This window comes from Mammaliicoccus sp. L-M44, assembly GCF_022386355.1.
Lineage (GTDB): Bacteria > Bacillota > Bacilli > Staphylococcales > Staphylococcaceae > Mammaliicoccus > Mammaliicoccus sciuri_A.
The window spans coordinates 103,251-129,010 of record NZ_JAJNIU010000002.1 but is presented as its reverse complement, the minus strand read 5'-3'; the positions used below and the strand labels follow the sequence as shown (position 1 = coordinate 129,010).

Here is a 25,760-nt window from a genome sequence, read left to right as displayed (position 1 = left end):
GATAATATTGTCAGACCAATTTATAATCATATTGTAAGCGAATACATATTCTTCTGTCAATCGTTTTATTATTTGATACATCACTTATGATAAAATAAATAATTAAGAGGAGGTAGGTAAAATGATGAAACGAACATCACTCGTTGATGTGGCTGTTGAAAAATTAAAAGAATATATAGCAGAACATCAATTTGATAATGGAGATAAACTACCTTCAGAGAAAATGCTTGTGGAACAATTGGGGGTGAGTCGCACTGTTGTGAGAGAAGCGATTAGTCGCTTGCAGCAAAGTGGTCTCATTCAAGTTAAATCAGGAAGTGGCATGTTTATTACAGAGAAGAATAAACATTTATCAATGCTTTTTGAGTCACATATGAAAGTGCATGGTTTTAAAATTAAAGAATTACTGGAAGTGCGTAAAATATTAGAACTTGGTGCGATACGTCTTTTAATAGAAAATAAAATCGTGATTGATGCAAAAAAACTAAGAGATTTGAATGATATTTATTATGAGTCTTTCAACAAATCTCAAAAATTCGCGCACTATGATTCAGCCTTTCATGAAACGATTATTATCTTTACTGAAAATCAAACATTAATCACGATGAGTAAAGTTATTAAAGAGTATTTTGATAAGAACCAGTTTAATCAAATTGTTGATAAAGAAGATATAGAAAAATCTTACAAAGAACATGCTGATTTAATAGAAGCAATTGAGAAACAAAATTTAACTTTAGCACATGACATTATTAATAAACATCTGTCTAGAGTCGTTGAGTGGATAGAAGAATTGGAGCAAAAATGATGGGTAAATTAGATAAGATTGAAGTCCAAAGTTTGAAGTCGCAAGTATTACAAGAAATTAAACAATATATTTTGGATAAAGGCATGACAGAAGGGGATCGCTTACCGACAGAACGTGCTTTTACTGAAATGTATGGCGTGAGTCGTTCAGTTGTAAGAGAAACTTTGAGTTATCTCGAACATACAGGTGTGATCGAAACGGTTCAAGGAAGAGGAACGGTAATCAAAGCACCGGATATCTCTAGTTTAGTTGAAGGATTTCTATTTAGTTTTCAAGTCGCAAATGGTTCGAAAAATGATTTACTGTCATTGAGAATTATTTTTGAATGTGCAGCTATTGAAGAAATCGTTAAATTGGATAAGGATATCAGTGATTTAAAAGCAATTGTAAATGAAGATGTTATCAATCATTATGAGAATGATAAAGCATTTCATCAAACGTTATTAAGTACTACAGGAAATGTATTATTTGAACAATTAAGCTCTGTTATTCAGTCTTACTTCTATCATATTGAAGAAGAGGGGAAAGAAATTAATTATATTCAAACGAATGAAATGCATAAGAAAATTATCGAAGCAATTGCCAACAAAGATGTGCAATTAGCTAAAGAACTTATGACCACACATTTGTCTATTTAGGAGGATATTATGAAAATTGCAATTGATATAGGTGGCACATTTATTAAAGCTGGCGCAATTGATGACCACCACACAATACATAGTTATCAAAAAATTGAAACACCACATAATAAAGATGGTGGTATTGTTGAAGCGGTTAAAGGCATCGTTGAATCATATACAAAAGAATTTAACTTAAATAAACCTGAAGTTGGTATTTCTACAGCAGGTGTCGTTGATTCACATAAAGGTGAAATTACATATGCTGGCCCTACCATACCATATTATAATGGTACAAATTTTAAGCAATCATTAGCACATATTGCTGGTAAAGTAGCGGTTAATAATGATGTATCATGCGCGTTACTTGGGGAATTGTTAACGTTTGATAGAGAAGTTCAATCGATATTTTTAATGACGATTGGTACGGGTATTGGTGGCGCATATTATGAAAATCAATTATTAGAAGGTAAAAAGTATAGAGCATGTGAAATAGGCTATTTACTTTATGACAAAGAAACGAATACAACATATGAAGATAGAGGATCTACGACAGCTTTAAAAAGACTAATTAGTGCCAATTATAAAGAAGATATGCAAGTTGAGAAATTATTTGATTTGGCGTATCAAAATGATGAAAAAGCTCAAGACATCCTTAATCAATGGGCTAATCATGTTGCAGAAGGTATTGCGCAGGTTCAAATTATGTTTGATCCAGAAATAATACTTATTGGCGGAGGTATTTCTAAACAAGAAGAAAGACTCCTATCATTGATTGAACCATTTATCGATGATTATTTACCAACTGATTATGGTCATGCCAAAATTGAAGTCACTTCAAAGGGAAATGATTCAGCTCTATATGGTGCTATTTCATGTTTATAAAATAATTGTTAACCTACAATTTACATTGGTTAACAATGTGGTATAATATCGTTATCTTATATTAGGAGTGAAAAATTTGAAAACTAAAGATATCGTTATTATAGCAATGTTTACTGCTTTTATTTCTGTATTAGCATTTATACCACCAATTCCATTACCGTTTATGCCGGTGCCAATCGTTCTACAAAATATTGGTATCATATTAGCGGGATGTTTATTAGGATATAAAAGAGGTACATTAAGTGTAATTATCTTCTTATTACTTGTTGCAACAGGATTGCCATTATTATCAGGTGGTAGAGGCGGATTAGGTGTATTCTTTGGTCCATCTGCTGGTTATTTATTCGGCTACCCAGTTGTTGCATTTTTAATTGGATTCTTTATAGATAGAAAGTGGAAAGATCTCTCGTTTACATATGCGTTAACAATTAATATTGTCATTGGGGTTCTATTCCTTAATTTAATTGGCGGATTTGTGATGGGTGAGTTTATGAATATTTCAATCGCTAAAAGATACATATTAGCAGCAACGTTTTTACCAGGTGATATTGTTAAAGCAATATTAGCAACTATGTTATTATTTAGCTTGAAGAACATACCCGAAATAAAACGATTAAGAAATACTTAACGAGGTGAATAACGATGGTTTCATTTAAAGATATAGAAACAGATGGAAAGGTTTTGACTGAAACAAATAGGTTTATACATTATCAAACATTGGATAAACGTATTCAGTATGATTCTAACAAAATTGTGTATAAAGAAATGCCAGACATAGATACGTTTAAAGCAGATGAAGCAATGTTGAAAGAAATCCATGAAAAAAATAATCAGCCTTTTCTTAAATTTGTCTTTCCTGAAAATGAAACAATCGATATTGAATTAAGAGAATATTTAAAATTTCAAGGTTATGAAACAGGTTGGTTAGAATTATATATCAATGCTGAGAAGAACTTTGAAAGTGAAGCCAATCAAGACATTGAAGTTGTTCTAACGAATGAGGATAATATTGTTGATTTCTTGAACGTATCATATGAACAAGATGAAGCATATGGCAAAGATTATGCAGACCTTAAAGTTGAATTAAATAAAAAACAATTACATAGTGATAATCCGATTCAAGTATTATCTTATTATAAAGGTAAGCCTGCAGGTATGTTGCTTATATGGATGAATGAGAAATATGTAGAATTAGATAGCTTTGGTGTTCGAAAAATATATAGAAGGTTAGGTATAGGAACGAAAATGCAAGCCTTTGTAGCAGAAATCGCTAAAGATAAACCGATAATACTTGTAGCAGACGGTGAAGATACAGCTAAAGATATGTATAAAAGACAAGGTTATATTTACAGTGGATTTCAATTTGAAACGTTAAAAGAATACAAATAAAAACAGGTTGAGACAGCAATGCTGTCTCAACCTGTTTATTTATTATTATGATTGGTTTTGTATTCTATAAGCGTGGCTATATACATTAAAGCTGCCATCTCTTATAAAGCCAACTGCCGTTATATTTAAATCATGTGCTAATCCGATTGCTAAGTTAGTTGGTGCTGATTTAGACAAGATGATGCCGACACCAATTTTAGATGCTTTGATTAATATTTCCGAGGAAATTCTTCCACTGAAGATGAGTGCTTTATTTCTGATTGTAATGTCATGTTCTATACAATAGCCATATAATTTGTCTAGTGCGTTATGTCTACCTATATCGGATCGATGTAAATAGAAGCCATCTCCATCACTTATGGCAGCATTATGCAAACCGCCTGTTTCTTTGAAAATTTTACTTTCTTCATGTAGTTTATCCATCATAGTTATGATTTGTTGAGGTGTAATGTTTATTCTAGATTGTGACACTTTAGCTGTTACGGCATCGTTATTAAAATAGAAAGCTCTACTTTTACCACAACACGAAGAAATCATGCGTTGTGTATTCTTTTTGAAATTGACATCAATCTCTTTAGTGAGTTCTACATGTGCAAAACCTTTAGAATCGTCTATTGAAATAGATTTAATTTCAGGTTTCTTCTTAATAACACCTTCAGATGCAATAAAGCCGAGCACGAGTTCTTCTAAATCTTTAGGTGAACAAACGATTGTTGCAAACTCTTCTCCGTTTATAATAATCGTAATAGGAAATTCTGTTACGTAGCTATCCGTTGTCTCAATAAATTGATCATTTTTGTATTTTAATATTGGCAGATTGTAAGTCATATTTTGCTTCATAATGATTCCCCATTTAAATAATTGTTTAATAGTTTTATTTTACTTTGTAAACTACCAATAATAAAGTGAAAGCACTTTCAAAATATATTGTGATTTCATATAATAAATGTAAGTGAAATCATGGAGGGGTAAATATGGGTAAGACTAAACATCAAGGTCCTATGAAGAAAGATTTAAAGCCAGCACCAGAATTTTGGGTAAGTCCAATACCTTTTGGACTAGGTAAGGTAAAGCCTAAACATATAAGAGATACAATGAAAATTGTTTGGGATAATAAAGATAATTTAAATTACGCTAAAAATATTATCACTAAAGGTGTCTGTGATGGGTGTGCATTAGGTGTATCTGGATTAAGCGATCAAACTTTAACCGGTCCTCACATGTGTACAACACGATTTAATGTTTTAAGACTCAATACAATGCCAGAAATAAAACCAGAAATTTTACATCAAGATATAGATGAATTGAGAAAATATAATAGCACAGAATTAAGGCAATTAGGTCGTATTCCTTATCCAATGATGAGACGAAAAGGTGATCGTAAGTTTATACGTATTTCATGGGAAGAAGCGATGCAAACAATAGCACAAAAAATGAAATCATTGAATCCGAGAAATTATGCATTTTATTTAACTTCAAGAGGGATTACGAATGAATCATACTATGTTGCAAGTAAAGTCGCGAGATATTTAGGTGCTAACAATATCGATAATGCTTCTAGAATATGTCATTCACCTAGTAAAACAGCGATGAAACGTTCAGTAGGTGTTGGTGCTTCAACGGCGAATTACCAAGACTGGATAGGTACGAATGTGTTGCTTTTTTGGGGAAGTGTAGCTTCTAATGCTTCGCCTGTTTCAACTAAATATATGCTTGAAGCAAAGAAAAAAGGAACAAAAATCATCGTTATCAATCCATATAAAGAACCGGCAATGGATAAATATTGGATTCCATCTGTGGCAGAATCAGCATTATTTGGTACGAATGTTGCAGACGAATTCTACCAAGTTAATATCGGTGGTGACATTGCATTTATGCACGGTATTATGAAACACTGGTTTGAAATGGAAGAACAAGCATACGGTTCTGCAATTAACCATAAGTTTGTTGAGGAACATGTTACAAACTATGAAGAACTTAAAGAAACAGTCGAGAAGCAGTCTTGGGAAGAGATTGAACAATCAAGTGGTATTTCTAAAGATCAAATTTACAAATTAGCACTAGAACTTGCCAATGCCCAAAATGCTGTATTTGCCTGGGCGCTAGGACTAACGATGCATGAGTTTGCGACGGATAATATTTCTCAAGTATGTAATTTAGCATTATTAAGAGGTTTCTTAGGTAGAAAGCATAGTGGTCTAATGCCGTTTAGAGGACATTCTAGTGTGCAAGGTACTGGAGAAATGGGCTGTGATCCATTTGTATTACCAGGCGGTGCTTTTGATGGAGAAAATAAAAAGCGTATTGAGAAGTTATGGGGATTTGATATTGCGGATTGGCAAGGTGATACGGTTGGTGTAACGTTAGAAAATATTATGTTACCAGATGATCATGAGCGTAAAATTAAATGCTATTACATGTCCGGTGGGAATTTCTTAGAAACAATGCCTGACCCAACATTTATACAAAAAGCTTTAGAAAATCTAGAACTTAGAGTACATCAAGATATTATTTTGAATACGTCTACTTTAGTTGATGCGAAAGAAACGGTTATTGTTTTACCTGCGAAGACACGATATGAGCAAGATGGTGGTGGCACGTCTACTTCGACAGAACGCATGGTTTACTATTCACCAGTAATTGAAGGAAATCAAAATAGAATAAAAGAAGCAAGATCAGAGTGGCAAATATATATTGATTTAGCTAAGCGTGTTAAACCTGAACAAGCACATTTAATTGACTTTAAAGATGGTCAGTCTATAAGAGAAGAGATTGCTAAAGCAAATCCGGATTATGATGGTATCCAACATTTAAGAAATCAAGGAGATGTCTTCCAGTGGGGTGGTGCTTGGCTATGTGAAGATGGTATTTGTCCAACTGAAGATGGTAAAGGTCATTTAATCAGTGTAGACATTCCAGACTTAAACAGACAACCTGATGATTTCATGTTGACGACAAGAAGAGGTAAACAATTTAACTCAATGGTATATGGCGATTATGAATCCTTTAACCATGGTGGAAGATATGATGTATTAATGAACAAAGAAGATGCTGATAGATTAAGCATTGCTGAAGGTGAAGGTGTTGTATTGCATAATGGTTTCGGCGTATTCCAAGGTGTCGCTAAATATGTAGATATTTTAAAAGGAAACATTGAAGTCTATTTCCCTGAAGGCAACTATTTATTACCTAGAGGTAGATACGAGAAGTACGCTAAGATTCCTGATTACAACATAACAGTCAAAGTAGAAAAAGCGGACAGATTTAACGCTAAAAAAGATAGAGACTATTATGAAAAACCAATTAAAGATTTAGAAGAAATACCGATGCAATAATAGATAGGGAGTATCCTCAACTAAATAAGGATATTCCCTATCATTACATATTTCACTATACTTTAAGAATAATTTGTGAAAAATGTACTTGAGCCTTACAATAGTATAAATAAAGGTGTAAATTAAGTTTGTACATATCTAAAAAGGAAGGAAAGAAGTCATGAAAAGATTTTTAACATTAGTCTTTGCTTTGTTACTTGTATTAGCTGGTTGTAGCACAGAATCTAACCAAGATAAAGCTAAAAAAGAAAGTGAAAGTAAGACGTTAACAGTATCAGCAGCAGCGAGTTTGACAGATGTTTCTAAAGCACTAGAAAAAGAATTTAAGAAGAAGCATCCGAATACGAATATTAAATTCAATTACGGTGGTTCAGGTAGTTTACGTAAACAAGTAGAAGCTGGTGCAGATGTAGACGTATTAATGTCTGCAAACACTTCTGATGTTGATAAATTACAAGATAGTAAAAAAGTTAAAGAAGTTTATGATTACGCTAAAAATAAATTAATTATCATTAAATACGAAAACTCTAGCATCAAAAATATTAAAGATGTTAGTTCGCCTAACAAAGTCGCAATTGGTGAAGAAAAAAGTGTACCAGCAGGTCGTTACGCTGTAGAATATTTGAAAAAAGAAAATCTATATAACGGCATGACAAGTACATTTGTTTTCGCAAAAGATGTTAAACAAGTATTAAACTATGTTCAAAAAGAAAATGCAGAAGCAGGATTTGTATACGCAACAGATATGTATAAAGGTAAAGATAAAAAAGTCGATAACGTCGTTAAATTAGCGGATGCACCTTTAGATCATCCAATTACTTATAGAGCTGGTCTTGTTACTGACAAGAAAGAAGCTAAAGAATGGTTTGAATTCTTAAAATCAAAAGAAGCTAAAGAAATTCTTAAAGAATATCACTTTGAAGGATAGGAGATAAAGCTATGCCAGACATAACACCACTATGGATATCAATTAAAGTAACAACTATCAGTACTATCATTGTTTGTATCCTAGGTATTATTCTGGCAAAGCTGATGCTCAATTATAAAGGCAAATTAAGACCTGTAGTTGAGAGCATTATTATGATACCGATTGTATTACCACCGACAGTTATGGGTTTTATACTCCTTATTGTCTTTGGTAAGAATAAGTTTTTCGGTCAATTTTTATCGGATGTATTGCATATCAATGTGATTTTTACGTGGGTAGGTGCAGTAATAGCAGCGATTATTGTAAGTTTACCGCTTATGTATCAACATGTAATGAATGGATTTCAATCTATTAATCCAAAGATGCTTAACTCAGCAAGAACGATGGGCGCTAGTGAAGGTAAAATTTTTAGAACTATTATTTTACCGTTATCTAAACGTTCCATTTTCTCTGGTGTTGTAATGAGTTTTGCTAGAGGATTAGGAGAATTTGGTGCAACGCTCATGATTGCTGGCTATATTCCTGGTTTAACGAACACATTGCCATTAGAAATTTATTTCTTAGTGCAAGCAGGTGAGGAACACAAAGCGTGGTTATGGGTTATTGTACTCATCGCATTTGCAATTTGTGTGATAAGCTCGCTTAATATATTAAATCAAAAGAATCATAAATGGGAGTAGATATGGATGATTGATATATCAATTAAAAAGTTAATTAAAGACAGAATGATATCATTAAATATCCAAGCTGACACTCCGAAAATTTATGCCATCGTTGGGCGATCAGGTATAGGTAAATCCACATTATTAAACATTATTGCAGGTCTTATTGAAGCGGAAACTTGCAGAATAGAAATTAATCAAAAAGTGCTCAGTGATCAAAAGCATGTGATTAAAGTGCAAGATAGAAATATTGGCTATCTGTTTCAAGATTATCAACTTTTTCCGCATAAGACAGTTCATGAAAATATTCATTACATGATTGAGCCTAATAAAGAGACAGAGCAATTGATTAAACATTTACGTATAGAAAATTGTTTAAATCAATATCCATCTACGTTATCTGGTGGAGAGTCACAAAGAGTTGCATTATGTAGAGTATTAAGTGTTAAACCTAACTTATTACTTTTAGATGAACCATTTTCAAGTTTAGATGATGAAACAAAAGACGAAGGTATGGCATTAGTAAAGTCCATTTTCAAGACTTGGCAAATACCGATCATACTTGTCTCTCATTCTAAAAAAGAAGTTCAAATTTTAGCAGATGAAGTTATCGAAATTAGTTAACAGTTCATTGTAAGGTGAAAAATAAATAATATGTCTGAAGCCTCAAACAAAGATAAACACTTTGTTTGAGGCTTTTTTGTGCAAATAAAAGAATGTAGGGAATTCGTCATGTTGTATAGGTAATCCCCTAATACATAAACATTGTGAAAAAAATTACAATTGATATAGATAATTAAGGGCAAATAATAGGAGGTTCTAACTATGTCTAAGTTAGGTTTGAAATTCTTTAAGCCAACCGAAAAATTTAATGGAAATTGGTCTATATTAGAAGAAAAAAGTAGAGAATGGGAGAAAATGTACAGAGAAAGATGGAGTCACGATAAAGTTGTCAGAACGACTCATGGTGTGAACTGTACAGGTTCTTGTTCATGGAAAGTATTCGTGAAAAATGGTGTGATTACATGGGAAAATCAACAAATTGATTATCCTTCTTGTGGACCTGATATGCCTGAGTTTGAACCTAGAGGATGTCCGCGTGGTGCTTCATTTTCATGGTATGAATATAGTCCATTACGTGTGAAATTCCCTTATGTTAGAGGTAAGTTATGGAAACTTTGGAAAGCTGCATTAAGCGAATTTGGAGATCCTGTTGTCGCTTGGGCATCTATTGTTGAAGATGAGCAGAAAGCTGAAATTTATAAAAGTGCGCGCGGTAAAGGTGGACACGTTCGCGTAAATTGGAGAGATGTGACACAACTCATCGCAGCACAAATTATATATACTGTGAAAAAATATGGTCCAGATAGAATTGCTGGATTTACACCTATACCGGCTATGTCCATGATTAGCTATGCTTCAGGTGCGCGTTTTATATCGTTATTAGGTGGGGAAATGCTTAGTTTTTATGATTGGTATGCTGACTTACCACCGGCTTCACCACAAATTTGGGGTGAACAAACGGATGTTCCTGAATCAAGTGATTGGTATAACGCCGGTTATATTATTATGTGGGGATCAAATGTACCTTTAACACGTACACCAGATGCGCATTTTATGACAGAAGTTAGATACAAAGGTACTAAAGTTGTTTCTGTCGCACCAGACTATGCTGAAAATGTGAAATTTGCTGATAACTGGTTAGCACCAAATCCTGGTACTGATGCAGCATTAGCACAAGCTATGACACATGTCATTCTTCAAGAATATTATGAAGATAAGCAAGAAGAGATGTTTATCAACTATGCAAAACAATACACGGATATGCCTTTTATCATACAACTTGATAAACATGGAGAAGGCTATAAAGCAGGTCGTTTCTTAAGATCTAGTGATTTAGGTATGGAGACAGAACGTGCAGAGTGGAAGCCTGTTGTATTCGATCAAAATAGTAAACAACTTGTCATACCTAATGGAACAATGGGACAAAGATATGAAGAAGGCGTTAAATGGAATTTAAATTTAGTTGGTGAAGATGGGAAAGAAATAGATCCAGCTCTATCTTTTAAAGACCATGAATCAAAAGTGATAACAATTCAATTTCCGTATTTTGATAATGATGGAAATGGTATTTTTGAAAGACCTATTATCGTTAAAGAAATCGAAAATAAAGACGGAGAAACAATTTATATCGTGACAATATATGACTTAATGACAAGTCAATATGGCGTAAGAAGATTAAATCATCCACTTGAAGCATCAAGTTATGAAGATGAAAATTCAATGTATTCGCCTAAATGGCAAGAAAAAGTAACAGGTGTTAAATCTTCTATTGTGACGCAAGTGGCAAGAGAATTTGCTCAAAATGCAGTTGATACAAATGGTCGCTCAATGATTATTATGGGGGCAGGTATCAATCACTGGTTTAACTCTGATACAATTTACCGCTCTATATTAAACCTTGTTATATTATGCGGATGCCAAGGTGTAAATGGTGGCGGATGGGCGCATTACGTTGGTCAAGAAAAATGTCGTCCGATAGAAGGTTGGTCAACGATTGCTTTTGCGAAGGATTGGCAAGGACCACCTCGACTTCAAAATGCTACAAGTTGGTTCTACTTTGCAACGGATCAGTGGAAATATGAAGAGTCTGGTGTTGATAAATTACAGTCACCATTATCTAATGAATTAAAACATCAACATCCAGCTGATTATAACGTATTAGCTGCTCGATTAGGATGGCTACCATCATATCCGCAATTTGATTGTAATAGCTTATTGTTTGGTGAAGAAGCAAAAGATGCAGGGGATGACTCAAATGAAGCGATTCTTAAAAGGGCAATTGAATCTGTAAAATCTAAAAAGACTAAATTTGCTATAGAAGATCCAGATGCAAAGAAAAATCATCCAAAAACATTGTTCGTATGGCGTTCAAATTTAATCTCTAGTTCAGCAAAAGGACAAGAGTACTTTATGAAACATTTATTAGGAACTAAATCAGGTCTATTAGCAAACCCTAATGAAACAGATAAACCAGAAGAGATTGTATGGCGAGAAGAAACAACCGGTAAACTAGATTTATTAGTTGCGTTAGATTTTAGAATGACAGCAACACCGTTGTATGCAGATGTCGTATTACCAGCAGCAACGTGGTATGAAAAACATGATATTTCTTCTACTGATATGCATCCATTCATACATCCATTTAACCCTGCAGTTGACCCATTATGGGAATCAAAATCAGACTGGGATATTTATAAAACGTTAGCAAAATCTGTTTCGGATTTAGCGAAGACACATATGAAAGGGACATTTAAAGATGTTGTGACAACGCCTTTAGCACATGATTCTAAACAAGAAATTTCAACACCTTACGGAATTGTTAAAGATTGGTCTAAAGGTGAAATTGAAGCAATACCTGGTAAAACAATGCCTGGTTTCGCAGTTGTAGAAAGGGATTATACAGCTATATACGATAAATATGTATCAGTTGGACCATTATTAGAAAAAGGTAAAGTCGGTGCTCATGGGGTAAGTTTCTCAGTTAAAGAGCAATACGATGAATTGAAGATTATGTTAGATACGTGGGAAGATGACACTGTTAAAAATGGTCTCCCTAGAATGGATACAGCACGTAAAGTAGCAGATGTCATATTGAATGTTTCATCAGCTTCAAATGGTAAAGTCTCACAAAAATCATACGATGACTTAGAAGAACAAACGGGGATGACATTGAAAGATATTTCTGCTGAACGTGCATCAGAAAAAATAACGTTCCAAAATATAACAGCACAACCGAGAGAAGTTATACCGACAGCAGTATTCCCTGGTTCGAATAAATTAGGCAGAAGATATTCGCCATTTACGACAAATATCGAACGTCTTGTACCTTTTAGAACGTTAACAGGTAGACAAAGTTATTATATTGATCATGAAGTATTCTTACAGTTTGGTGAGAACTTACCTATCTATAAACCAACATTGCCGCCAATGGTATTTGGTACGAAAGATAAAAACATAAAAGGCGGCGTAGATACATTAGTATTAAGATATTTAACGCCACATGGTAAGTGGAATATTCATTCAACATACCAAGATAATTTGCATATGTTGACGTTATTTAGAGGTGGTCCAACTGTTTGGATTGCGAAAGAAGACGCAATGGCGAACGACATTAAAGATAATGATTGGTTAGAAGTATATAACAGAAATGGTGTCGTTACAGCAAGAGCAGTTGTATCACATAGAATGCCTAGAGGTACGATGTTTATGTATCACGCACAAGATAAACATATTGAGACACCTGGATCAGAAATTACAGATACTCGTGGTGGTTCACATAACGCACCTACACGTATCCACTTGAAGCCTACACAATTAGTAGGCGGTTATGCACAAATAAGTTATGGCTTTAATTACTATGGGCCAATTGGAAACCAAAGAGATGTATATGTTGCAATAAGAAAAATGAAGGAGGTAGATTGGCTTGAAGATTAAAGCGCAAGTAGCTATGGTTATGAATTTAGATAAATGTATAGGATGCCATACATGTAGTGTCACATGTAAAAGTACATGGACAAATAGACCAGGCGCTGAATATATATGGTTTAATAATGTTGAAACAAAACCTGGTATCGGTTATCCGAAACGTTGGGAAGACCAAGAAACTTATAAAGGTGGTTGGGTACTCAACAAAAAAGGAAAATTAGAATTAAAGTCAGGTAGTAAACTATCTAAAATTGCATTAGGTAAAATTTTCTATAATCCTGATATGCCAGAAATGAAAGATTATTATGAACCGTGGACATATAATTATAAACATTTAACAACAGCTAAAGAAGGTAACCATTCTCCAGTAGCAAAAGCAGAATCTGTTATTTCAGGTAGAAAATTAGATATTAAATGGGGACCGAACTGGGAAGATGATTTAGCGGGTGCTCATGTTACAGGACCTACTGATCCAAACATTCAAAAAATCGAAGAAGAAATTAAATTTAACTTCGACCAAACATTTATGATGTATTTACCAAGACTGTGTGAACATTGCTTAAACCCAAGCTGTGTTGCATCATGTCCATCTGGTGCAATGTATAAAAGAGATGAAGATGGTATTGTACTTGTCGACCAAGATGCATGTCGTGGTTGGAGATACTGTATGACAGGTTGTCCTTATAAGAAAGTATATTTCAACTGGAAAACGAACAAAGCAGAGAAATGTACATTCTGTTTCCCTAGAGTTGAAGCTGGTTTACCAACAGTATGTTCTGAAACATGTACAGGTCGTATGAGATATTTAGGTGTATTACTTTATGATGCTGACAAAGTTCAAGAAGCAGCTTCTGCAGAAAACGAAAAAGACTTATATCAAAAACAACTTGATCTATTTTTAGATCCATTTGATGAAGATATTATTCAACAAGCTGAAAAAGATGGTATTTCACATGATTGGATTGAAGCGGCACAAAATTCACCAGTATATAAACTGGCAATAGAATATAAATTAGCATTTCCTTTACACCCTGAATATCGAACATTGCCAATGGTATGGTATTGTCCACCATTAAGTCCGATTATGAATTACTTTGAAGGTAAAGATTCTATTAGAAATCCAGATATGATTTTCCCAGCAATTGAAGAAATGAGATTACCTGTTCAATATTTAGCGAATATGCTAACAGCAGGTGATACGAAGACGGTTAAAGAAGCATTCCAAAAAATGGCGATGATGCGTAGTTATATGAGAGCTAAATCAAGTGGTAAAGACTTTGATATTTCAAGACTTGAGCGCGTAGGACTCACGGAAAGACAAACGAAATCGATGTATAGATTACTCGCGATTGCTAAACATGAAGATCGTTTTGTTGTTCCGACATCTCATAAAGAAGGTTACATGGATACTTACAGAGCACAAGGTAGCCAAGGATATGGTGGCGAAATGTTTGGCTCAAATTGTGATGGTTGTGGTGTTCAAGGATTATCAGAGCAAAAATCCGGACAAGAAATATACAATGAGAACTTCTATGGAGGGATTTTCCGTGATTAATTTAGATGCATTATATGAACTTAAAGAAAGCTTTGGTTTCTTTAGTAACCAGTTAACTTATCCAGAAAAGCTAGACTTTCATCCTAAAGCATTTGATAAAGCTTTCGATACGAATCATCCGGCTTATCGTGACATTAAGCAATATTGGGAAAATATGCATGATATTTCATTAGATGATATTCAAGAAGTGTATACAAGAACGTTTGATTTTGAAAAAAAGACGACGTTATATATGACATACAACAAGCTAACAGAACAAAAAGAACGAGGACAAATGCTTGCAAGATTAAAAGTACTTTATGAAATGTTCGGGCTAGAAATGCCTCAAAATGAACTGTCAGATTTTTTACCGCTTATGCTTGAATTCTTATATGCTGCAGAGTGGAGAGGTGACAGTCGTGCACAAGAAAGCTTAACGCTTGTTGTGATGGTCATTGAAGATGGGACATATGGATTGCTTCAAGCTTTAGGTAAACAAAACAGTCCGTATTTTCATCTGATTAAAGCAATTAGAGAAACGTTAAAATCATGTGTAGTAGAGCAAGAGAAGGTGATCAACGGTGATTAATCAATTTATATGGGTTATCTATCCTTATTTATGTATCGCTATTTTTATTATCGGTCATTTATTCAGATTTAAATATGATCAATTTTCATGGACAGCAAAGTCTAGTGAGTTTATTGAGAAGAAACAATTGATGTGGGGAAGTATTTTATTTCACTTAGGTATTATTCCAGTTATATTCGGACATATAGTTGGTTTAGGTGTACCTGCAGAATGGTTGAGTAGTGTCGGCGTTAATGACCATTTATATCATATCGGTGCAGTTTATATTGGAAGTATTTTCGGTATTGTGACATTAGTTGGTATGGTTCTGTTAACAGCTAGAAGAATCACGAAACAAAATGTAAGAAGGTTAAGTTCAGCATCGGACATTATAGTAAATATATTATTGTTAGTGATCGTATTGATGGGTTGTATTTCAACATTATGGACGAACGCGACAACACCAGACTTTGATTATAGACAAACAATTTCTGTTTGGTTTAGAGGCTTATTAATCTTTAAACCAGATGTTGCTTTAATGAATGACGTACCTTTAACATTTAAGACGCATATTATTTTAGGATTTTTAATCACAAGTTTATGGCCATTTACGAGATTAGTACATGTTTGGAGTGTGCCACTTAATTACTTTAGTAGAAGTTACATTATTTACAGAAAACATAAAACGAATTAAACTATAAATAAAAAGTCGAGGTGTTTAAAATGTCTAATGATTTTAATTTTCAGGAACAGTTGGATCTTATTCGTAGTACTTATGGTGTTGATTTTGTCGGATTAGCTATGACTTCTGAAGACGCTGCTCACTTTCATATAAAGTGGCAATATGTATCTGGAAATTTAAATCATAGATATCAAAACATCGTTTTAAGAAGCGGTAGAGGGATAGCAGGAATTGTTATTAAAAGTGGGAAACCTATTGAAATTCGTGACTTAAAAGAAAGCCCATATCATGATCAACTCTTTAACTATCCAATTGTTCAAAGTGAACAATTAACATCATTACTTGCGATTCCATTATGGAAAAAGTATAGAGTTTATGGCGTGCTCTTATTAGGACAGCGAGATGATAAATTATTTCCTGAAATAGATATGAATGATTTTAATCGCTTTGGACCATTTTATGGAAAGGATATGATGAATGCATGAGTTCAGAAGATGCTTCAATATTAATGGATATACTAAAACAATACTATGAAAAAACGAGCGAAATGATTGTGTTTTTAAATAGTAAAGGACAGGTAATTAATATGAATGAAGCTGCCCGAAGAGTAATCTCAGAAGACAATCAATCATCATTGACACATGCCATTTGTAGTAGATGTGAAGGTTATTCAAATGAATATGCAATACAATCATGTAGAGACTGCTTTTTAGAGTCTTCAAAAATTGGCAACACAAGCTTTCAAGTGTTTATGCAGACGAATAGCGGGACTGTTGAACCTTTTACAGCGACTTATCAAACGATTAGTCAAGAAGACGATGTTAAAGTGTATACATTACAAAATGTATCGCCACAAATTGAAAGACAACAGAAATTACATCAACAAACGATGATCCAAAAAACAATATCCGCACAAGAAAACGAGCGTAAAAGAATTTCTAGAGAGTTACACGACGGTGTTGTTCAAGAATTGCTTAATGTCAGTGTTGAACTTAGATTATTGAAATATCAGAATGATATTGACGAATTGAAGCAGCAGTCTCAACATATTGAAACGTTAATGTCTCGATTAATCGATGATATTAGAAACTTATCTTTAGAACTAAGACCTTCATCATTAGATGACCTTGGATTAGACGCAGCTTTTAAGTCATATTTTAAACAGCTTGAGAAAAATTTCGGCTTCCATGTTCACTATCATTATGATTCATCTATTAAACGTTTTAATACGGAGATAGAAACGGTCGTATATAGAATTGTACAAGAAGCGGTGTTTAATGCATTGAAGTATGCTAATGTGGATAGTGTTGATGTACATATGTCTTGTGATGGCAATGAAATAGAAGTTGAAATTGCTGACCAAGGAAATGGCTTTGTATTAGGCAGTCAGCCAAAAGGTTCAGGACTTGGTATATATGGTATGAAGGAACGTGCTGAAATTGTTGGCGGTAAAATCAATATCGAAAGTAAACTTAAAAAAGGTACAAATATTAAATTGAATGTACCAATAGCATAAATGGTGGGTGGTATATATGAAAATCGTAATAGCAGATGATCATGCAGTGGTGAGAACAGGCTTTTCAATGATTTTGAATTATCAAGAAGACATGGAAGTTGTTGCGACAGCTGCAGATGGTATAGAAGCATATCAAATGGTTGCAAAACATTCACCAGATGTATTGATCATGGATTTAAGTATGCCACCTGGTGAATCAGGATTAATCGCAACTGGTAAAATAGCAGAAGACTTTAAGCAAACTAAAATATTAATATTAACAATGTTTGATGATGAAGAATATTTATTTCATGTATTAAGAAGTGGTGCTAAAGGATATATTTTAAAAAATGCACCAGATGAAGAATTGATACATGCTGTAAGAACGATATATAGAGGCGATATGTATATTGATTCTAAAGTTACAAGTTCACTAGTGAATGAACTCTTTAATCATCAAGATAACAATGAGCAAAGTACTTCTGATCCTTTTAAAATATTGTCTCAAAGAGAACTAGAAATCTTACCTTTAATCGCAAAGGGCTATGGTAATAAAGAAATTGCGGAGAAATTATTCGTTTCTGTCAAAACGATTGAAGCACATAAAGCGCGAATTATGGATAAACTTGGTTTAAAATCGCGTCCAGAATTAGTTGAATATGCTATGAAGAAAAAATTATTAGACTTCTAAAACAAAATTGACCTGATAAATTGTGGCCCAAAAGCCTCAGTTTATCAGGTCTTTTTATGTTTTTTATCGGATTGAATTTATAAATGAATATAGGGATTTTCCGTGTTTCAATAAGGGGATATCCTTATGTGCGCTTTTTCACAAATAACCTACAATAATATTGGAAAGATTATACATAAAGATTAATTTCGAAGGGTGAAAAACATGAGAAACAACTTAGGAAAAGTTCAACTACCGCTCCAAACCTTTAGTTTAATGGCAGGATTCATGGTTTGGAGTATACTCGCACCTTTAATGCCTTATATTACACAAGATATAAGTGTAGAAGAAGGTCAGAAAGCTATTATTTTAGCAATACCCGTTATTTTAGGATCGATTTTAAGAATACCAATTGGCTACTATACGAACTTATTAGGTTCTAGACTTGTATTTTTAGTGAGTTTTATTATTTTATTGTTTCCAGTATTTTATTTAAGCCAAGCACATTCAACTACAGGATTGATGGTTGCAGGATTCTTTATAGGTCTCGGTGGTGCAATCTTTTCAGTAGGTGTTACTTCTATTCCTAAATATTTTCCAAAAGAAAAGCATGGTTTTGCGAATGGTATTTATGGAATGGGTAATTTAGGGACAGCTGTATCATCATTTTTAGCGCCTCCAATAGCAGGTATTATCGGATGGCAACATACTGTACAACTTTATTTAATCGTATTACTTATCTTCGCAGTATTAATGTTTATCTTTGGAGATAAAGAAGAACCTAAAGTGAAAATTCCAATGATTTCACAAACTAAACAAGTCATCAATAACTATAAACTTTACTATTTTAGTTTCTGGTATTTTATTACGTTTGGTGCATTTGTTGCATTTGGTTTGTTCTTGCCGAACTTTTTAGTGAGTCATTTTGAAATTGATAAAGTAGATGCTGGTATTAGAACAGGTATCTTTATTGCGATTGCAACATTACTAAGACCTATTGGTGGTATGTTAGGAGATAAATTTAATGCTTTAAACGTATTGAAAATATTCTTTATCGGTTTAATAATGGGCGCAATCGTCCTTTCAATATCACATCATCTCATCTTGTTTACAATTGGCTGTTTAACGATAAGTGTTTGTGCAGGTATTGGTAATGGACTTGTATTTAAACTTGTACCAACATACTTCACAAAAGAAGCAGGTGTTGTAAACGGAATCGTATCTATGATGGGTGGTCTCGGCGGATTCTTCCCACCATTAATTATAACGTTAGTAACGAGTTTAACTGGTTCAAATCATTTAGCATTCTTTATGCTTGCTATATTTGGTGTGCTTGCACTCATTACAATGATGCATATGACTAAAATAGAAAGAAAGCATGTTTAGTTGTTTGTCTTTAAAATTAAAAAGGCTGAGGCAATGTGTTGCTTCAGCCTTATAATTAATTGAGGATAAAAGCGTTTAACTCTATAATAGAGTTAAAGAGATTCGTGAAAGGTTGATATAAATGAACGAACGTTATTCTCGTCAAATTTTATTCGATAAAATTGGAGAACAAGGTCAAGAAAGAATTGAACAAGCGAGTGTCACTATTGTAGGCATGGGTGCACTTGGTACTCATGTTGCTGAACAGTTGACTAGATCGGGTATAAAGAGACTCAATATTATTGATCGAGATTATGTTGAATCGTCAAACTTACAAAGACAAACATTATTTATAGAGAATGATATTAAAGAAATGTTGCCTAAAGTTGTAGCAGCAGAAAGACATTTAAAGAAAATTCGTGAAGACATTACAATAAAATCTTATATTGCGCAATGTGATGCAAAGTTATTATACGAAGTTGCGCGTTACTCAAACATTATTATTGATGCGACAGATAATTTTAATACAAGACAAATTATTAATGATTTTGCGTACAAGATGAATATTCCGTGGATATATGGCGCATGCTTAGAATCTACTTATGTTCAAGCGACTTTTGTGCCTAAAGAAACACCTTGCTTCAACTGTGTATTACCACAATTGCCAGTGATTAACAGAACTTGTGACACAGTAGGCGTGATAAATCCTGCAGTAACAATTGCAGCAAGTTTACAAGTTGCAGATGCACTTAAAATATTAGCTGGTTATTCATTTACACCTAGAATTACGTACGGTGACGTTTGGTTCGGTGAACATCAATCATTTGGATTTGAACAAATGAAACGAGACGATTGTGAGACTTGTGGAGCAGAACCAACTTATTCAAAATTATCAAATTCAGACAAACAACTAACTGAATTATGTGGCCGTCATACTGTTCAATATATAAACGAGAAACTTAATCGACCAGCAATTGAAAAGTTTGTTGCTCAAAATGGATTATTGCACCGTTCTAATGCGTATATGATTCAGTATTTATACGATGACCATCGTGTCGTAGCATTTAATAATGGTAGATTATTAATTCATGATTTGGATTCTGTAGAAGAAGGCAGACAGTTTGTTGAGAATATGTTTGGATAGGAGTTAAATCGATGAGTGTAGTTAATAGAATAGATCGTCTTATAAATGTGTCAGTATTAACCGTAAGTGATACGAGAACGAAAGAAACAGATAAAGGTGGACAACTTGTTCAACAATATTTGAAAGATCTCAATGTTGAAATTAAAGAGGGGCATTATCAAATTGTTAAAGATGATGTCACTGAAATTCAAACACAAGTAAATGAGTGGTTAAGTAAAGATGTAGACGCCATTATTACAACTGGCGGTACAGGTATTAGTCAAAGAGATGTGACGATTGAGGCGATTAAACCTTTACTAGATAAAGAAATAGAAGGATTTGGTGAGATATTTAGATATTTAAGTTATACAGAAGATGTAGGTACGAGAGCCATACTTTCTAGAGCCATTGCAGGTACAGTCGGGCATCAAGTTATTATTTCAATACCGGGTTCTACAGGTGCAGTTAAATTAGCAATGGAAAAGCTCATAACTAAAGAATTGAATCATTTAGTACATGAGCTTAATAAATAACTATTGGCGTTTGAAGTCGCCGTTTTTGCCACCAGTCTTATAAGATAAATATGTTTCACCTATAATCATACCTTTATCAACGGCTTTACACATATCATATATTGTTAAAGCTGTAACACTTGCAGCAGTTAAAGCTTCCATTTCTACACCTGTTTGACCTTTCGTCTTAACGGTTGCTGAAATATTTATTGTGTATGGTTCATCTTTATCCCATTCATAAGAAATATCGATGCCTGTTAATTGAAGTGGGTGACACATAGGTATCAATTGGCTTGTATTCTTAGCAGCCATAATGCCAGCAATTTGTGCTGTACCAAGTACATCGCCTTTTTTATTTGTTGCATTTTTTATTTGATCATAGATTGTTTGATTTACTTTAATACTTGAGTTTGCAATTGCGATACGTGTGCTTGTTTCTTTATCTGAGACATCGACCATTTTTGCATGGCCTTGCTCGTTAAAATGTGTAAATTCAGACAAAATCATCATCCTTTCTAAAGATATTATAACATGTAAGTTTAAATAAATTGATAGGGAGTGTAGACAATTGGCAGTTGAAATGAGAACACCTATACCAGTAAAAGAAGCAATTGAACGTGTTATCAAAGTAGTAAAGCAATTAGAGACAGAAACAGTATCAATAAATGAAAGTCTAAACTATATACTTGCTGAAGATATTCAAGCAACTTACGATATTCCTCGATTTGATAAGTCACCTTACGATGGGTTCGCAATTAAAAGTGCTGATTCTAAAGGGGCAACAGGAGAGAATAGAATATCATTTAAAGTTGTAGATCATATCGGTGCTGGAACAGCTTCAAGCGTGAGTTTAAATAGTGGAGAAGCGGTACGTATTATGACTGGCGCCCCTATACCAGAAGGTGCAGATGCAGTTGTAATGTTTGAACAAACGGTGGAAACAGAAACAGGATTTACTATTCGTAAACCATTTACGGAAGGTGAAAATGTTGCGTTTCAAGGCGAAGAATGTAAAGAAAATGAATACGTCTTACATAAAGGACAGCGTATAAATAGTGGTGTTATTGCAGTGTTGGCAACATTTGGTTACCAAACTGTAAAAGTATCCAAAAAGCCAACCGTTGCCGTCATCGCAACAGGTAGCGAGTTAGTAGGACTAAATGATCCATTAGAACCAGGTAAGATTAGAAATTCAAATGGTCCAATGATTGAATCTTTATGTAAAGAAGTTGATATCGAAGCTACTACATATAACATTCAAGAAGATAACTTACAAGGGTGCATTGATATTGTTGAAAAAGCAATGTCACAAGATGATATCGTGATTACAACAGGTGGGGTATCAGTTGGAGACTTTGACTATTTACCGAAAGTGTATGATGCAATTGGTGCAACAGTGCTCTTTAATAAAGTGCAAATGAGACCAGGTAGCGTAACAACGGTTGCTTACAAAGATGAGAAGATGTTGTTTGGTTTATCAGGGAATCCATCAGCTTGTTACTCAGGATTTCATTTGTTTACTAAGCCAACCATTCAAAAAATGATGTCTGCAGATGCTATTTACCCAGTCATTATAGATGCGAAGTTGAATGAAGACTTTAAAAAAGCCAACCCATTTACGAGATTTATTAGAGGTAAATTATCATTCACTTCACAAGGTGTTTATGCTGAACCGTCAGGATTTAATAAATCAAATGCGGTAGTCGCGATTGCTAAAAGTAATGGTATGATTATTTTACCTAGTGGAACTAGAGGCTATCAAAAAGGTGACGATGTAAAAGTTCTATTAACAGACCATCAGTCATATGAAAGTAAATTAACACTATGAAAATTTTACAAATAGTTGGTTATAAAAATAGTGGTAAAACAACATTAATAAATGAATTAATTAAAGAATGCCGCATTCAGCAATTAACAGTATCTACAATTAAACACCATGGGCACGGTGCAGACGAAATTTCTTTAAATCATAAAGAGGTAGACAGTTTAACATTTATAAACAGCGGTGCTAAAGAAAGTATCGTGTTGGGTAAACAATTAATAGAGAGAGTAACGTATGAAGAGAAGTCACTACAGCAAATAATAGATGAAGATTTGTCTGTTGAGCCTGATGTGCTATTAATTGAAGGATTTAAGCATGATCATTTTCCAAAAGTACTTTTGACGAAGCAATCTGAAGATTTAGCACAAACATTACACAATATTGTATATCAGTTTGATGCGTTTAAACTTGAAGAAAAGAAAGACTTTATAGTTTGGTTTGAAAATTGGTTGAAAAAGTAGGTGTAGAAGTGAAACAATTTGAAATCGTCAATGATCCAATAAATCCTGAGCAATACAGAAACTGGACACTCAATGAAAAACAAGGAGCAGTTGTTGTCTTTACAGGACATGTTAGAGAATGGACAAAAGGCATTAAAACCGAGTACTTAGCTTATGAGGCATACATCCCAATGGCGGAGAAGAAATTAGCTCAAATAGGTGATGAAATTAAAGAAAAATGGCCAGGTACAATAGTTGCAATTGCACATAGAATTGGTGAATTACAAATTTCAGATATAGCTGTTGTTATCAGTGTATCTTCACCGCATAGACAAGATGCTTATAAGGCGAATGAATATGCGATTGAAAGGATTAAAGAAATCGTACCAATCTGGAAAAAAGAAATATGGGAAGATGGGGAAGAATGGCAAGGCAGTCAAAAACAATACCATTCTTCTATTCAAATGGAGGGTGAATAATGAAAGTATTGTATTTTGCTCATTTAAAAGAAATAATAAACATAAATGAAGAGCAAATAACTCTTAACCAAGACTACTCTGTGTTAAACTTTAAGCAATATTTAGTTGAGAAGCATCCAGAGTTAAAGGATGAAACTTTTCAAGTTGCTGTAAATGAGGAATTTGTGCAAGAATCAAGTGTTATAACAGACCAAGATGTTGTTGCATTGATTCCACCAGTTAGTGGAGGGTAAAGAGAAAATGATAGCAATAGTTCTAGCTGGCGGTAAGTCCAGTAGATTCGGTTCACCAAAAGCGTTAGCGACAATTAATGGAGAAGTATTTTATGAAAAAATCATTCAAACTTTAAATCAAACGAATTTATTTGAAAAAGTTGTGATTAGTACGAGTGAAGAATTGAAAGATTCATTCAATCACCATGATGTTGTCGTAGATTTATCAAAGTACAAAAATAATGGTCCTTTAGGTGGGATTTATAGCGTTATGCAAAAACATGATTCGGAATGTTATTTTGTGATTGCATGCGATACACCTAAAATTACCGAAAAAGCGATTAGTCATTTATATCAATTTTTTATTTCGCGTGTAATGGAAGAACAGCTAGACATTGCTGGATACGAAGCAAATGGTAAAAAAATGCCGACGTTAGCATTTTATAGTCATCGTGTTGAAGCGGACATTAAAGAAGCGTTAGGCCATGAAGCTTTTAGAATGAAAGATATATATGAAAAGAAACCTTCACAATGGTTAGATGTATCAAATGTGAAAGATTCAACTAATTGGTACCAAAATATAAATTACATTGAAGATTTAGAAAAAGCCGAGTCTTAACGATTGTATAGGTAGAGGGGGCGTTACGATGCATCAACCTATCAAAGATAAATTAGGAAGACCAATTAGAGATTTAAGAATATCCGTTACCGACCGATGTAATTTTCGTTGTGATTACTGTATGCCAAAAGAAATTTTTGGAGATGATTACGTCTTCTTACCTAAAGAAGAATTATTGAGTTTTGAAGAAATTACGAGATTATCTAAGTTATACAGCTCACTTGGTGTAAAGAAAATTAGAATTACAGGCGGAGAACCGCTTCTAAGACGAAATCTATATGAGCTTGTAGAAGCTTTGAACAAAATAGAAGGTATAGAAGACATCGGACTAACGACAAATGGTATGTTGTTAAAAAAACATGGATTAAATTTATACAATGCAGGACTACGAAGAGTGAATGTAAGTATAGATGCAATGGATGATGAATTATTTAAATCGATTAATAATCGTCAAATATCCGCTTCTCAAATACTCGATCAAATAGATTATGCAGTAAGCATAGGTTTAAAAGTTAAAGTGAATGTCGTGATCCAAAAAGGGGTGAACGACCAAGAAATATTACCACTTGTTGAGCATTTTAAAGAGAAAAACATTATCGTAAGATTTATAGAATTTATGGATGTAGGTAATGATAACGGGTGGAATTTTGATAAAGTCGTCACTAAGAAAGAAATGTTAAAAATCATTTCTTCTGCCTATGATGTAGAACCAGTGGACGCCAATTATTTTGGAGAAGTTGCAACATACTATCGCCATAAAGATAACGGCGCACAATTTGGTTTGATCACGAGTGTATCAGCATCATTTTGTTCATCATGTACACGAACAAGAATTTCATCTGACGGTAAATTTTATGGTTGCTTATTCGCTGAAAAGAATGGATATGATATAAAATCAGAGCTAAGAAGCGGTAAGACAGACGAAGAATTATTAAGCACATTAAAGTATTTATGGAATATAAGAGATGACAGATACTCAGATGAACGAACAGCAGCTACAGTAGCAAGACGAAAGAAAAATAAAATTAATATGAACTATATAGGTGGTTAAATTAGAAATTAGGGACAGAATTCTGAGAAATGTCCGTAAGAGGCGTCGTTAGTGACAGAATTCCGAGAAATGTCTCTAA

The 25,760-nt window shown here is 33.7% G+C and carries 27 protein-coding genes; 25 read left to right on the top strand and 2 right to left on the bottom strand.

Features of this window, described 5'->3' with window-relative positions; all coding sequences use genetic code 11:
• Positions 1-121: 121 nt before the first annotated feature.
• The 5 genes from LQ611_RS01755 (at position 122) to LQ611_RS01735 (ending at position 3,696) form a co-directional block, all read left to right on the top strand.
• A complete protein-coding gene (locus LQ611_RS01755; RefSeq protein ID WP_103361113.1) occupies positions 122-805 on the top strand; it encodes a FadR/GntR family transcriptional regulator in 684 nt (227 codons plus the stop codon).
• The gene (locus tag LQ611_RS01750) at positions 805-1,443 is read left to right on the top strand and encodes a FadR/GntR family transcriptional regulator (protein WP_239709305.1); all 639 of its coding nucleotides are present in this window, start codon (positions 805-807) and stop codon (positions 1,441-1,443) included. Before LQ611_RS01755 ends, LQ611_RS01750 begins: the two co-directional genes overlap by 1 nt.
• A 9-nt stretch (positions 1,444-1,452) precedes the next feature.
• The gene (locus LQ611_RS01745; RefSeq protein WP_103361114.1) at positions 1,453-2,307 is read left to right on the top strand and encodes an ROK family protein; all 855 of its coding nucleotides are present in this window, start codon (positions 1,453-1,455) and stop codon (positions 2,305-2,307) included.
• A gap of 76 nt (positions 2,308-2,383) precedes the next feature.
• A complete protein-coding gene (locus LQ611_RS01740) occupies positions 2,384-2,935 on the top strand; it encodes a biotin transporter BioY (RefSeq protein WP_025906833.1) in 552 nt (183 codons plus the stop codon).
• A 14-nt stretch (positions 2,936-2,949) separates the two neighbouring features.
• The gene (locus LQ611_RS01735) at positions 2,950-3,696 is read left to right on the top strand and encodes a GNAT family N-acetyltransferase (protein WP_103361116.1); all 747 of its coding nucleotides are present in this window, start codon (positions 2,950-2,952) and stop codon (positions 3,694-3,696) included.
• 45 nt (positions 3,697-3,741) lie between these two features.
• On the opposite strand, the gene fdhD is transcribed toward LQ611_RS01735, so the two are convergent.
• Positions 3,742-4,536 carry a formate dehydrogenase accessory sulfurtransferase FdhD gene (fdhD, locus tag LQ611_RS01730; protein WP_103360731.1) on the bottom strand — a complete coding sequence of 265 codons (795 nt, stop codon included), beginning with the start codon at positions 4,534-4,536 and terminating at the stop codon, positions 3,742-3,744.
• Between the two features lie 134 nt (positions 4,537-4,670).
• On the opposite strand from fdhD, the gene LQ611_RS01725 reads away from it, so the two are divergent.
• From LQ611_RS01725 to LQ611_RS01660, 14 genes are all read left to right on the top strand, one after another.
• Complete coding sequence (locus LQ611_RS01725; protein ID WP_103360730.1) at positions 4,671-7,031, top strand: FdhF/YdeP family oxidoreductase; 2,361 nt, start codon at positions 4,671-4,673, stop codon at positions 7,029-7,031.
• 160 nt (positions 7,032-7,191) lie between these two features.
• Positions 7,192-7,959 (top strand): molybdate ABC transporter substrate-binding protein, encoded by a 768-nt coding sequence (gene modA, locus LQ611_RS01720; RefSeq protein ID WP_107596418.1) that lies wholly within the window; start codon positions 7,192-7,194, stop codon positions 7,957-7,959.
• Between the two features lie 11 nt (positions 7,960-7,970).
• A complete protein-coding gene (gene modB, locus LQ611_RS01715; protein ID WP_103360729.1) occupies positions 7,971-8,639 on the top strand; it encodes a molybdate ABC transporter permease subunit in 669 nt (222 codons plus the stop codon).
• Between the two features lie 6 nt (positions 8,640-8,645).
• Entirely contained in the window at positions 8,646-9,245 is a 600-nt protein-coding gene (locus LQ611_RS01710) for an ATP-binding cassette domain-containing protein (protein ID WP_103360728.1), read from the top strand.
• A 201-nt stretch (positions 9,246-9,446) separates the two neighbouring features.
• Complete coding sequence (locus LQ611_RS01705) at positions 9,447-13,118, top strand: nitrate reductase subunit alpha (RefSeq protein ID WP_103360727.1); 3,672 nt, start codon at positions 9,447-9,449, stop codon at positions 13,116-13,118.
• Complete coding sequence (gene narH / locus LQ611_RS01700; RefSeq protein ID WP_103360726.1) at positions 13,108-14,664, top strand: nitrate reductase subunit beta; 1,557 nt, start codon at positions 13,108-13,110, stop codon at positions 14,662-14,664. Before LQ611_RS01705 ends, narH begins: the two co-directional genes overlap by 11 nt.
• Positions 14,657-15,232, top strand: coding sequence for a nitrate reductase molybdenum cofactor assembly chaperone (gene narJ / locus LQ611_RS01695; protein WP_025906824.1), 576 nt, complete (start codon positions 14,657-14,659; stop codon positions 15,230-15,232). Before narH ends, narJ begins: the two co-directional genes overlap by 8 nt.
• The gene (gene narI / locus LQ611_RS01690; protein WP_103360725.1) at positions 15,225-15,905 is read left to right on the top strand and encodes a respiratory nitrate reductase subunit gamma; all 681 of its coding nucleotides are present in this window, start codon (positions 15,225-15,227) and stop codon (positions 15,903-15,905) included. Before narJ ends, narI begins: the two co-directional genes overlap by 8 nt.
• A 29-nt stretch (positions 15,906-15,934) precedes the next feature.
• On the top strand, positions 15,935-16,378 hold the full coding sequence (gene nreA, locus LQ611_RS01685; RefSeq protein WP_103360724.1) for a nitrate respiration regulation accessory nitrate sensor NreA: 444 nt from the start codon (positions 15,935-15,937) through the stop codon (positions 16,376-16,378).
• Positions 16,375-17,409: a sensor histidine kinase gene (locus LQ611_RS01680; protein ID WP_103360723.1), complete on the top strand. Its 1,035-nt coding sequence runs from the start codon at positions 16,375-16,377 to the stop codon at positions 17,407-17,409. The genes nreA and LQ611_RS01680 overlap by 4 nt, the downstream gene beginning before the upstream one ends.
• A gap of 16 nt (positions 17,410-17,425) precedes the next feature.
• Positions 17,426-18,079: a nitrate respiration regulation response regulator NreC gene (gene nreC, locus LQ611_RS01675; RefSeq protein WP_025906820.1), complete on the top strand. Its 654-nt coding sequence runs from the start codon at positions 17,426-17,428 to the stop codon at positions 18,077-18,079.
• A gap of 204 nt (positions 18,080-18,283) precedes the next feature.
• Positions 18,284-19,444: a nitrate/nitrite transporter gene (locus tag LQ611_RS01670; RefSeq protein WP_103360722.1), complete on the top strand. Its 1,161-nt coding sequence runs from the start codon at positions 18,284-18,286 to the stop codon at positions 19,442-19,444.
• Positions 19,445-19,565: 121 nt separating this feature from the next.
• Positions 19,566-20,567 (top strand): ThiF family adenylyltransferase, encoded by a 1,002-nt coding sequence (locus LQ611_RS01665; protein WP_103360721.1) that lies wholly within the window; start codon positions 19,566-19,568, stop codon positions 20,565-20,567.
• 11 nt (positions 20,568-20,578) lie between these two features.
• Positions 20,579-21,079, top strand: a complete 501-nt coding sequence (locus LQ611_RS01660; protein WP_037560270.1) for a MogA/MoaB family molybdenum cofactor biosynthesis protein — start codon at positions 20,579-20,581, stop codon at positions 21,077-21,079.
• Here the strand turns inward: LQ611_RS01660 and moaC are convergent, their stop codons facing one another.
• Positions 21,080-21,559, bottom strand: coding sequence for a cyclic pyranopterin monophosphate synthase MoaC (gene moaC / locus LQ611_RS01655; protein WP_103360720.1), 480 nt, complete (start codon positions 21,557-21,559; stop codon positions 21,080-21,082).
• Positions 21,560-21,626: 67 nt separating this feature from the next.
• On the opposite strand from moaC, the gene LQ611_RS01650 reads away from it, so the two are divergent.
• From LQ611_RS01650 to moaA, 6 genes are read left to right on the top strand one after another with little or no spacing between them, the layout of a single operon-like run.
• Positions 21,627-22,886, top strand: coding sequence for a molybdopterin molybdotransferase MoeA (locus LQ611_RS01650; RefSeq protein ID WP_239709304.1), 1,260 nt, complete (start codon positions 21,627-21,629; stop codon positions 22,884-22,886).
• Positions 22,883-23,341 (top strand): molybdopterin-guanine dinucleotide biosynthesis protein B, encoded by a 459-nt coding sequence (mobB, locus tag LQ611_RS01645; protein WP_025906814.1) that lies wholly within the window; start codon positions 22,883-22,885, stop codon positions 23,339-23,341. The genes LQ611_RS01650 and mobB overlap by 4 nt, the downstream gene beginning before the upstream one ends.
• 8 nt (positions 23,342-23,349) lie before the next feature.
• Complete coding sequence (locus LQ611_RS01640; RefSeq protein WP_025906813.1) at positions 23,350-23,799, top strand: molybdenum cofactor biosynthesis protein MoaE; 450 nt, start codon at positions 23,350-23,352, stop codon at positions 23,797-23,799.
• On the top strand, positions 23,799-24,032 hold the full coding sequence (moaD, locus tag LQ611_RS01635) for a molybdopterin converting factor subunit 1 (RefSeq protein ID WP_025906812.1): 234 nt from the start codon (positions 23,799-23,801) through the stop codon (positions 24,030-24,032). The genes LQ611_RS01640 and moaD overlap by 1 nt, the downstream gene beginning before the upstream one ends.
• A gap of 7 nt (positions 24,033-24,039) precedes the next feature.
• On the top strand, positions 24,040-24,630 hold the full coding sequence (mobA, locus tag LQ611_RS01630; protein ID WP_103360717.1) for a molybdenum cofactor guanylyltransferase MobA: 591 nt from the start codon (positions 24,040-24,042) through the stop codon (positions 24,628-24,630).
• Positions 24,631-24,658: 28 nt separating this feature from the next.
• Entirely contained in the window at positions 24,659-25,681 is a 1,023-nt protein-coding gene (gene moaA, locus LQ611_RS01625; RefSeq protein ID WP_107596416.1) for a GTP 3',8-cyclase MoaA, read from the top strand.
• Positions 25,682-25,760 lie beyond the last annotated feature (79 nt).

Bases quoted from the DNA above. Each gene is read 5' to 3' on its own strand.
- fdhD (WP_103360731.1), bottom strand. From the start codon at position 4,536: ATGAAGCAAAATATGACTTACAATCTGCCAATATTAAAATACAAAAAT.
- LQ611_RS01670 (WP_103360722.1), top strand. From the start codon at position 18,284: ATGAGAAACAACTTAGGAAAAGTTCAACTACCGCTCCAAACCTTTAGT.
- moaD (WP_025906812.1), top strand. From the start codon at position 23,799: ATGAAAGTATTGTATTTTGCTCATTTAAAAGAAATAATAAACATAAAT.
- LQ611_RS01665 (WP_103360721.1), top strand. From the start codon at position 19,566: ATGAACGAACGTTATTCTCGTCAAATTTTATTCGATAAAATTGGAGAA.
- modB (WP_103360729.1), top strand. From the start codon at position 7,971: ATGCCAGACATAACACCACTATGGATATCAATTAAAGTAACAACTATC.
- LQ611_RS01660 (WP_037560270.1), top strand. From the start codon at position 20,579: ATGAGTGTAGTTAATAGAATAGATCGTCTTATAAATGTGTCAGTATTA.
- LQ611_RS01735 (WP_103361116.1), top strand. From the start codon at position 2,950: ATGGTTTCATTTAAAGATATAGAAACAGATGGAAAGGTTTTGACTGAA.
- mobB (WP_025906814.1), top strand. From the start codon at position 22,883: ATGAAAATTTTACAAATAGTTGGTTATAAAAATAGTGGTAAAACAACA.
- nreC (WP_025906820.1), top strand. From the start codon at position 17,426: ATGAAAATCGTAATAGCAGATGATCATGCAGTGGTGAGAACAGGCTTT.
- LQ611_RS01680 (WP_103360723.1), top strand. From the start codon at position 16,375: ATGAGTTCAGAAGATGCTTCAATATTAATGGATATACTAAAACAATAC.
- LQ611_RS01745 (WP_103361114.1), top strand. From the start codon at position 1,453: ATGAAAATTGCAATTGATATAGGTGGCACATTTATTAAAGCTGGCGCA.
- LQ611_RS01710 (WP_103360728.1), top strand. From the start codon at position 8,646: ATGATTGATATATCAATTAAAAAGTTAATTAAAGACAGAATGATATCA.
- LQ611_RS01755 (WP_103361113.1), top strand. From the start codon at position 122: ATGATGAAACGAACATCACTCGTTGATGTGGCTGTTGAAAAATTAAAA.
- LQ611_RS01750 (WP_239709305.1), top strand. From the start codon at position 805: ATGGGTAAATTAGATAAGATTGAAGTCCAAAGTTTGAAGTCGCAAGTA.
- nreA (WP_103360724.1), top strand. From the start codon at position 15,935: ATGTCTAATGATTTTAATTTTCAGGAACAGTTGGATCTTATTCGTAGT.
- mobA (WP_103360717.1), top strand. From the start codon at position 24,040: ATGATAGCAATAGTTCTAGCTGGCGGTAAGTCCAGTAGATTCGGTTCA.
- modA (WP_107596418.1), top strand. From the start codon at position 7,192: ATGAAAAGATTTTTAACATTAGTCTTTGCTTTGTTACTTGTATTAGCT.
- LQ611_RS01705 (WP_103360727.1), top strand. From the start codon at position 9,447: ATGTCTAAGTTAGGTTTGAAATTCTTTAAGCCAACCGAAAAATTTAAT.
- moaA (WP_107596416.1), top strand. From the start codon at position 24,659: ATGCATCAACCTATCAAAGATAAATTAGGAAGACCAATTAGAGATTTA.
- LQ611_RS01725 (WP_103360730.1), top strand. From the start codon at position 4,671: ATGGGTAAGACTAAACATCAAGGTCCTATGAAGAAAGATTTAAAGCCA.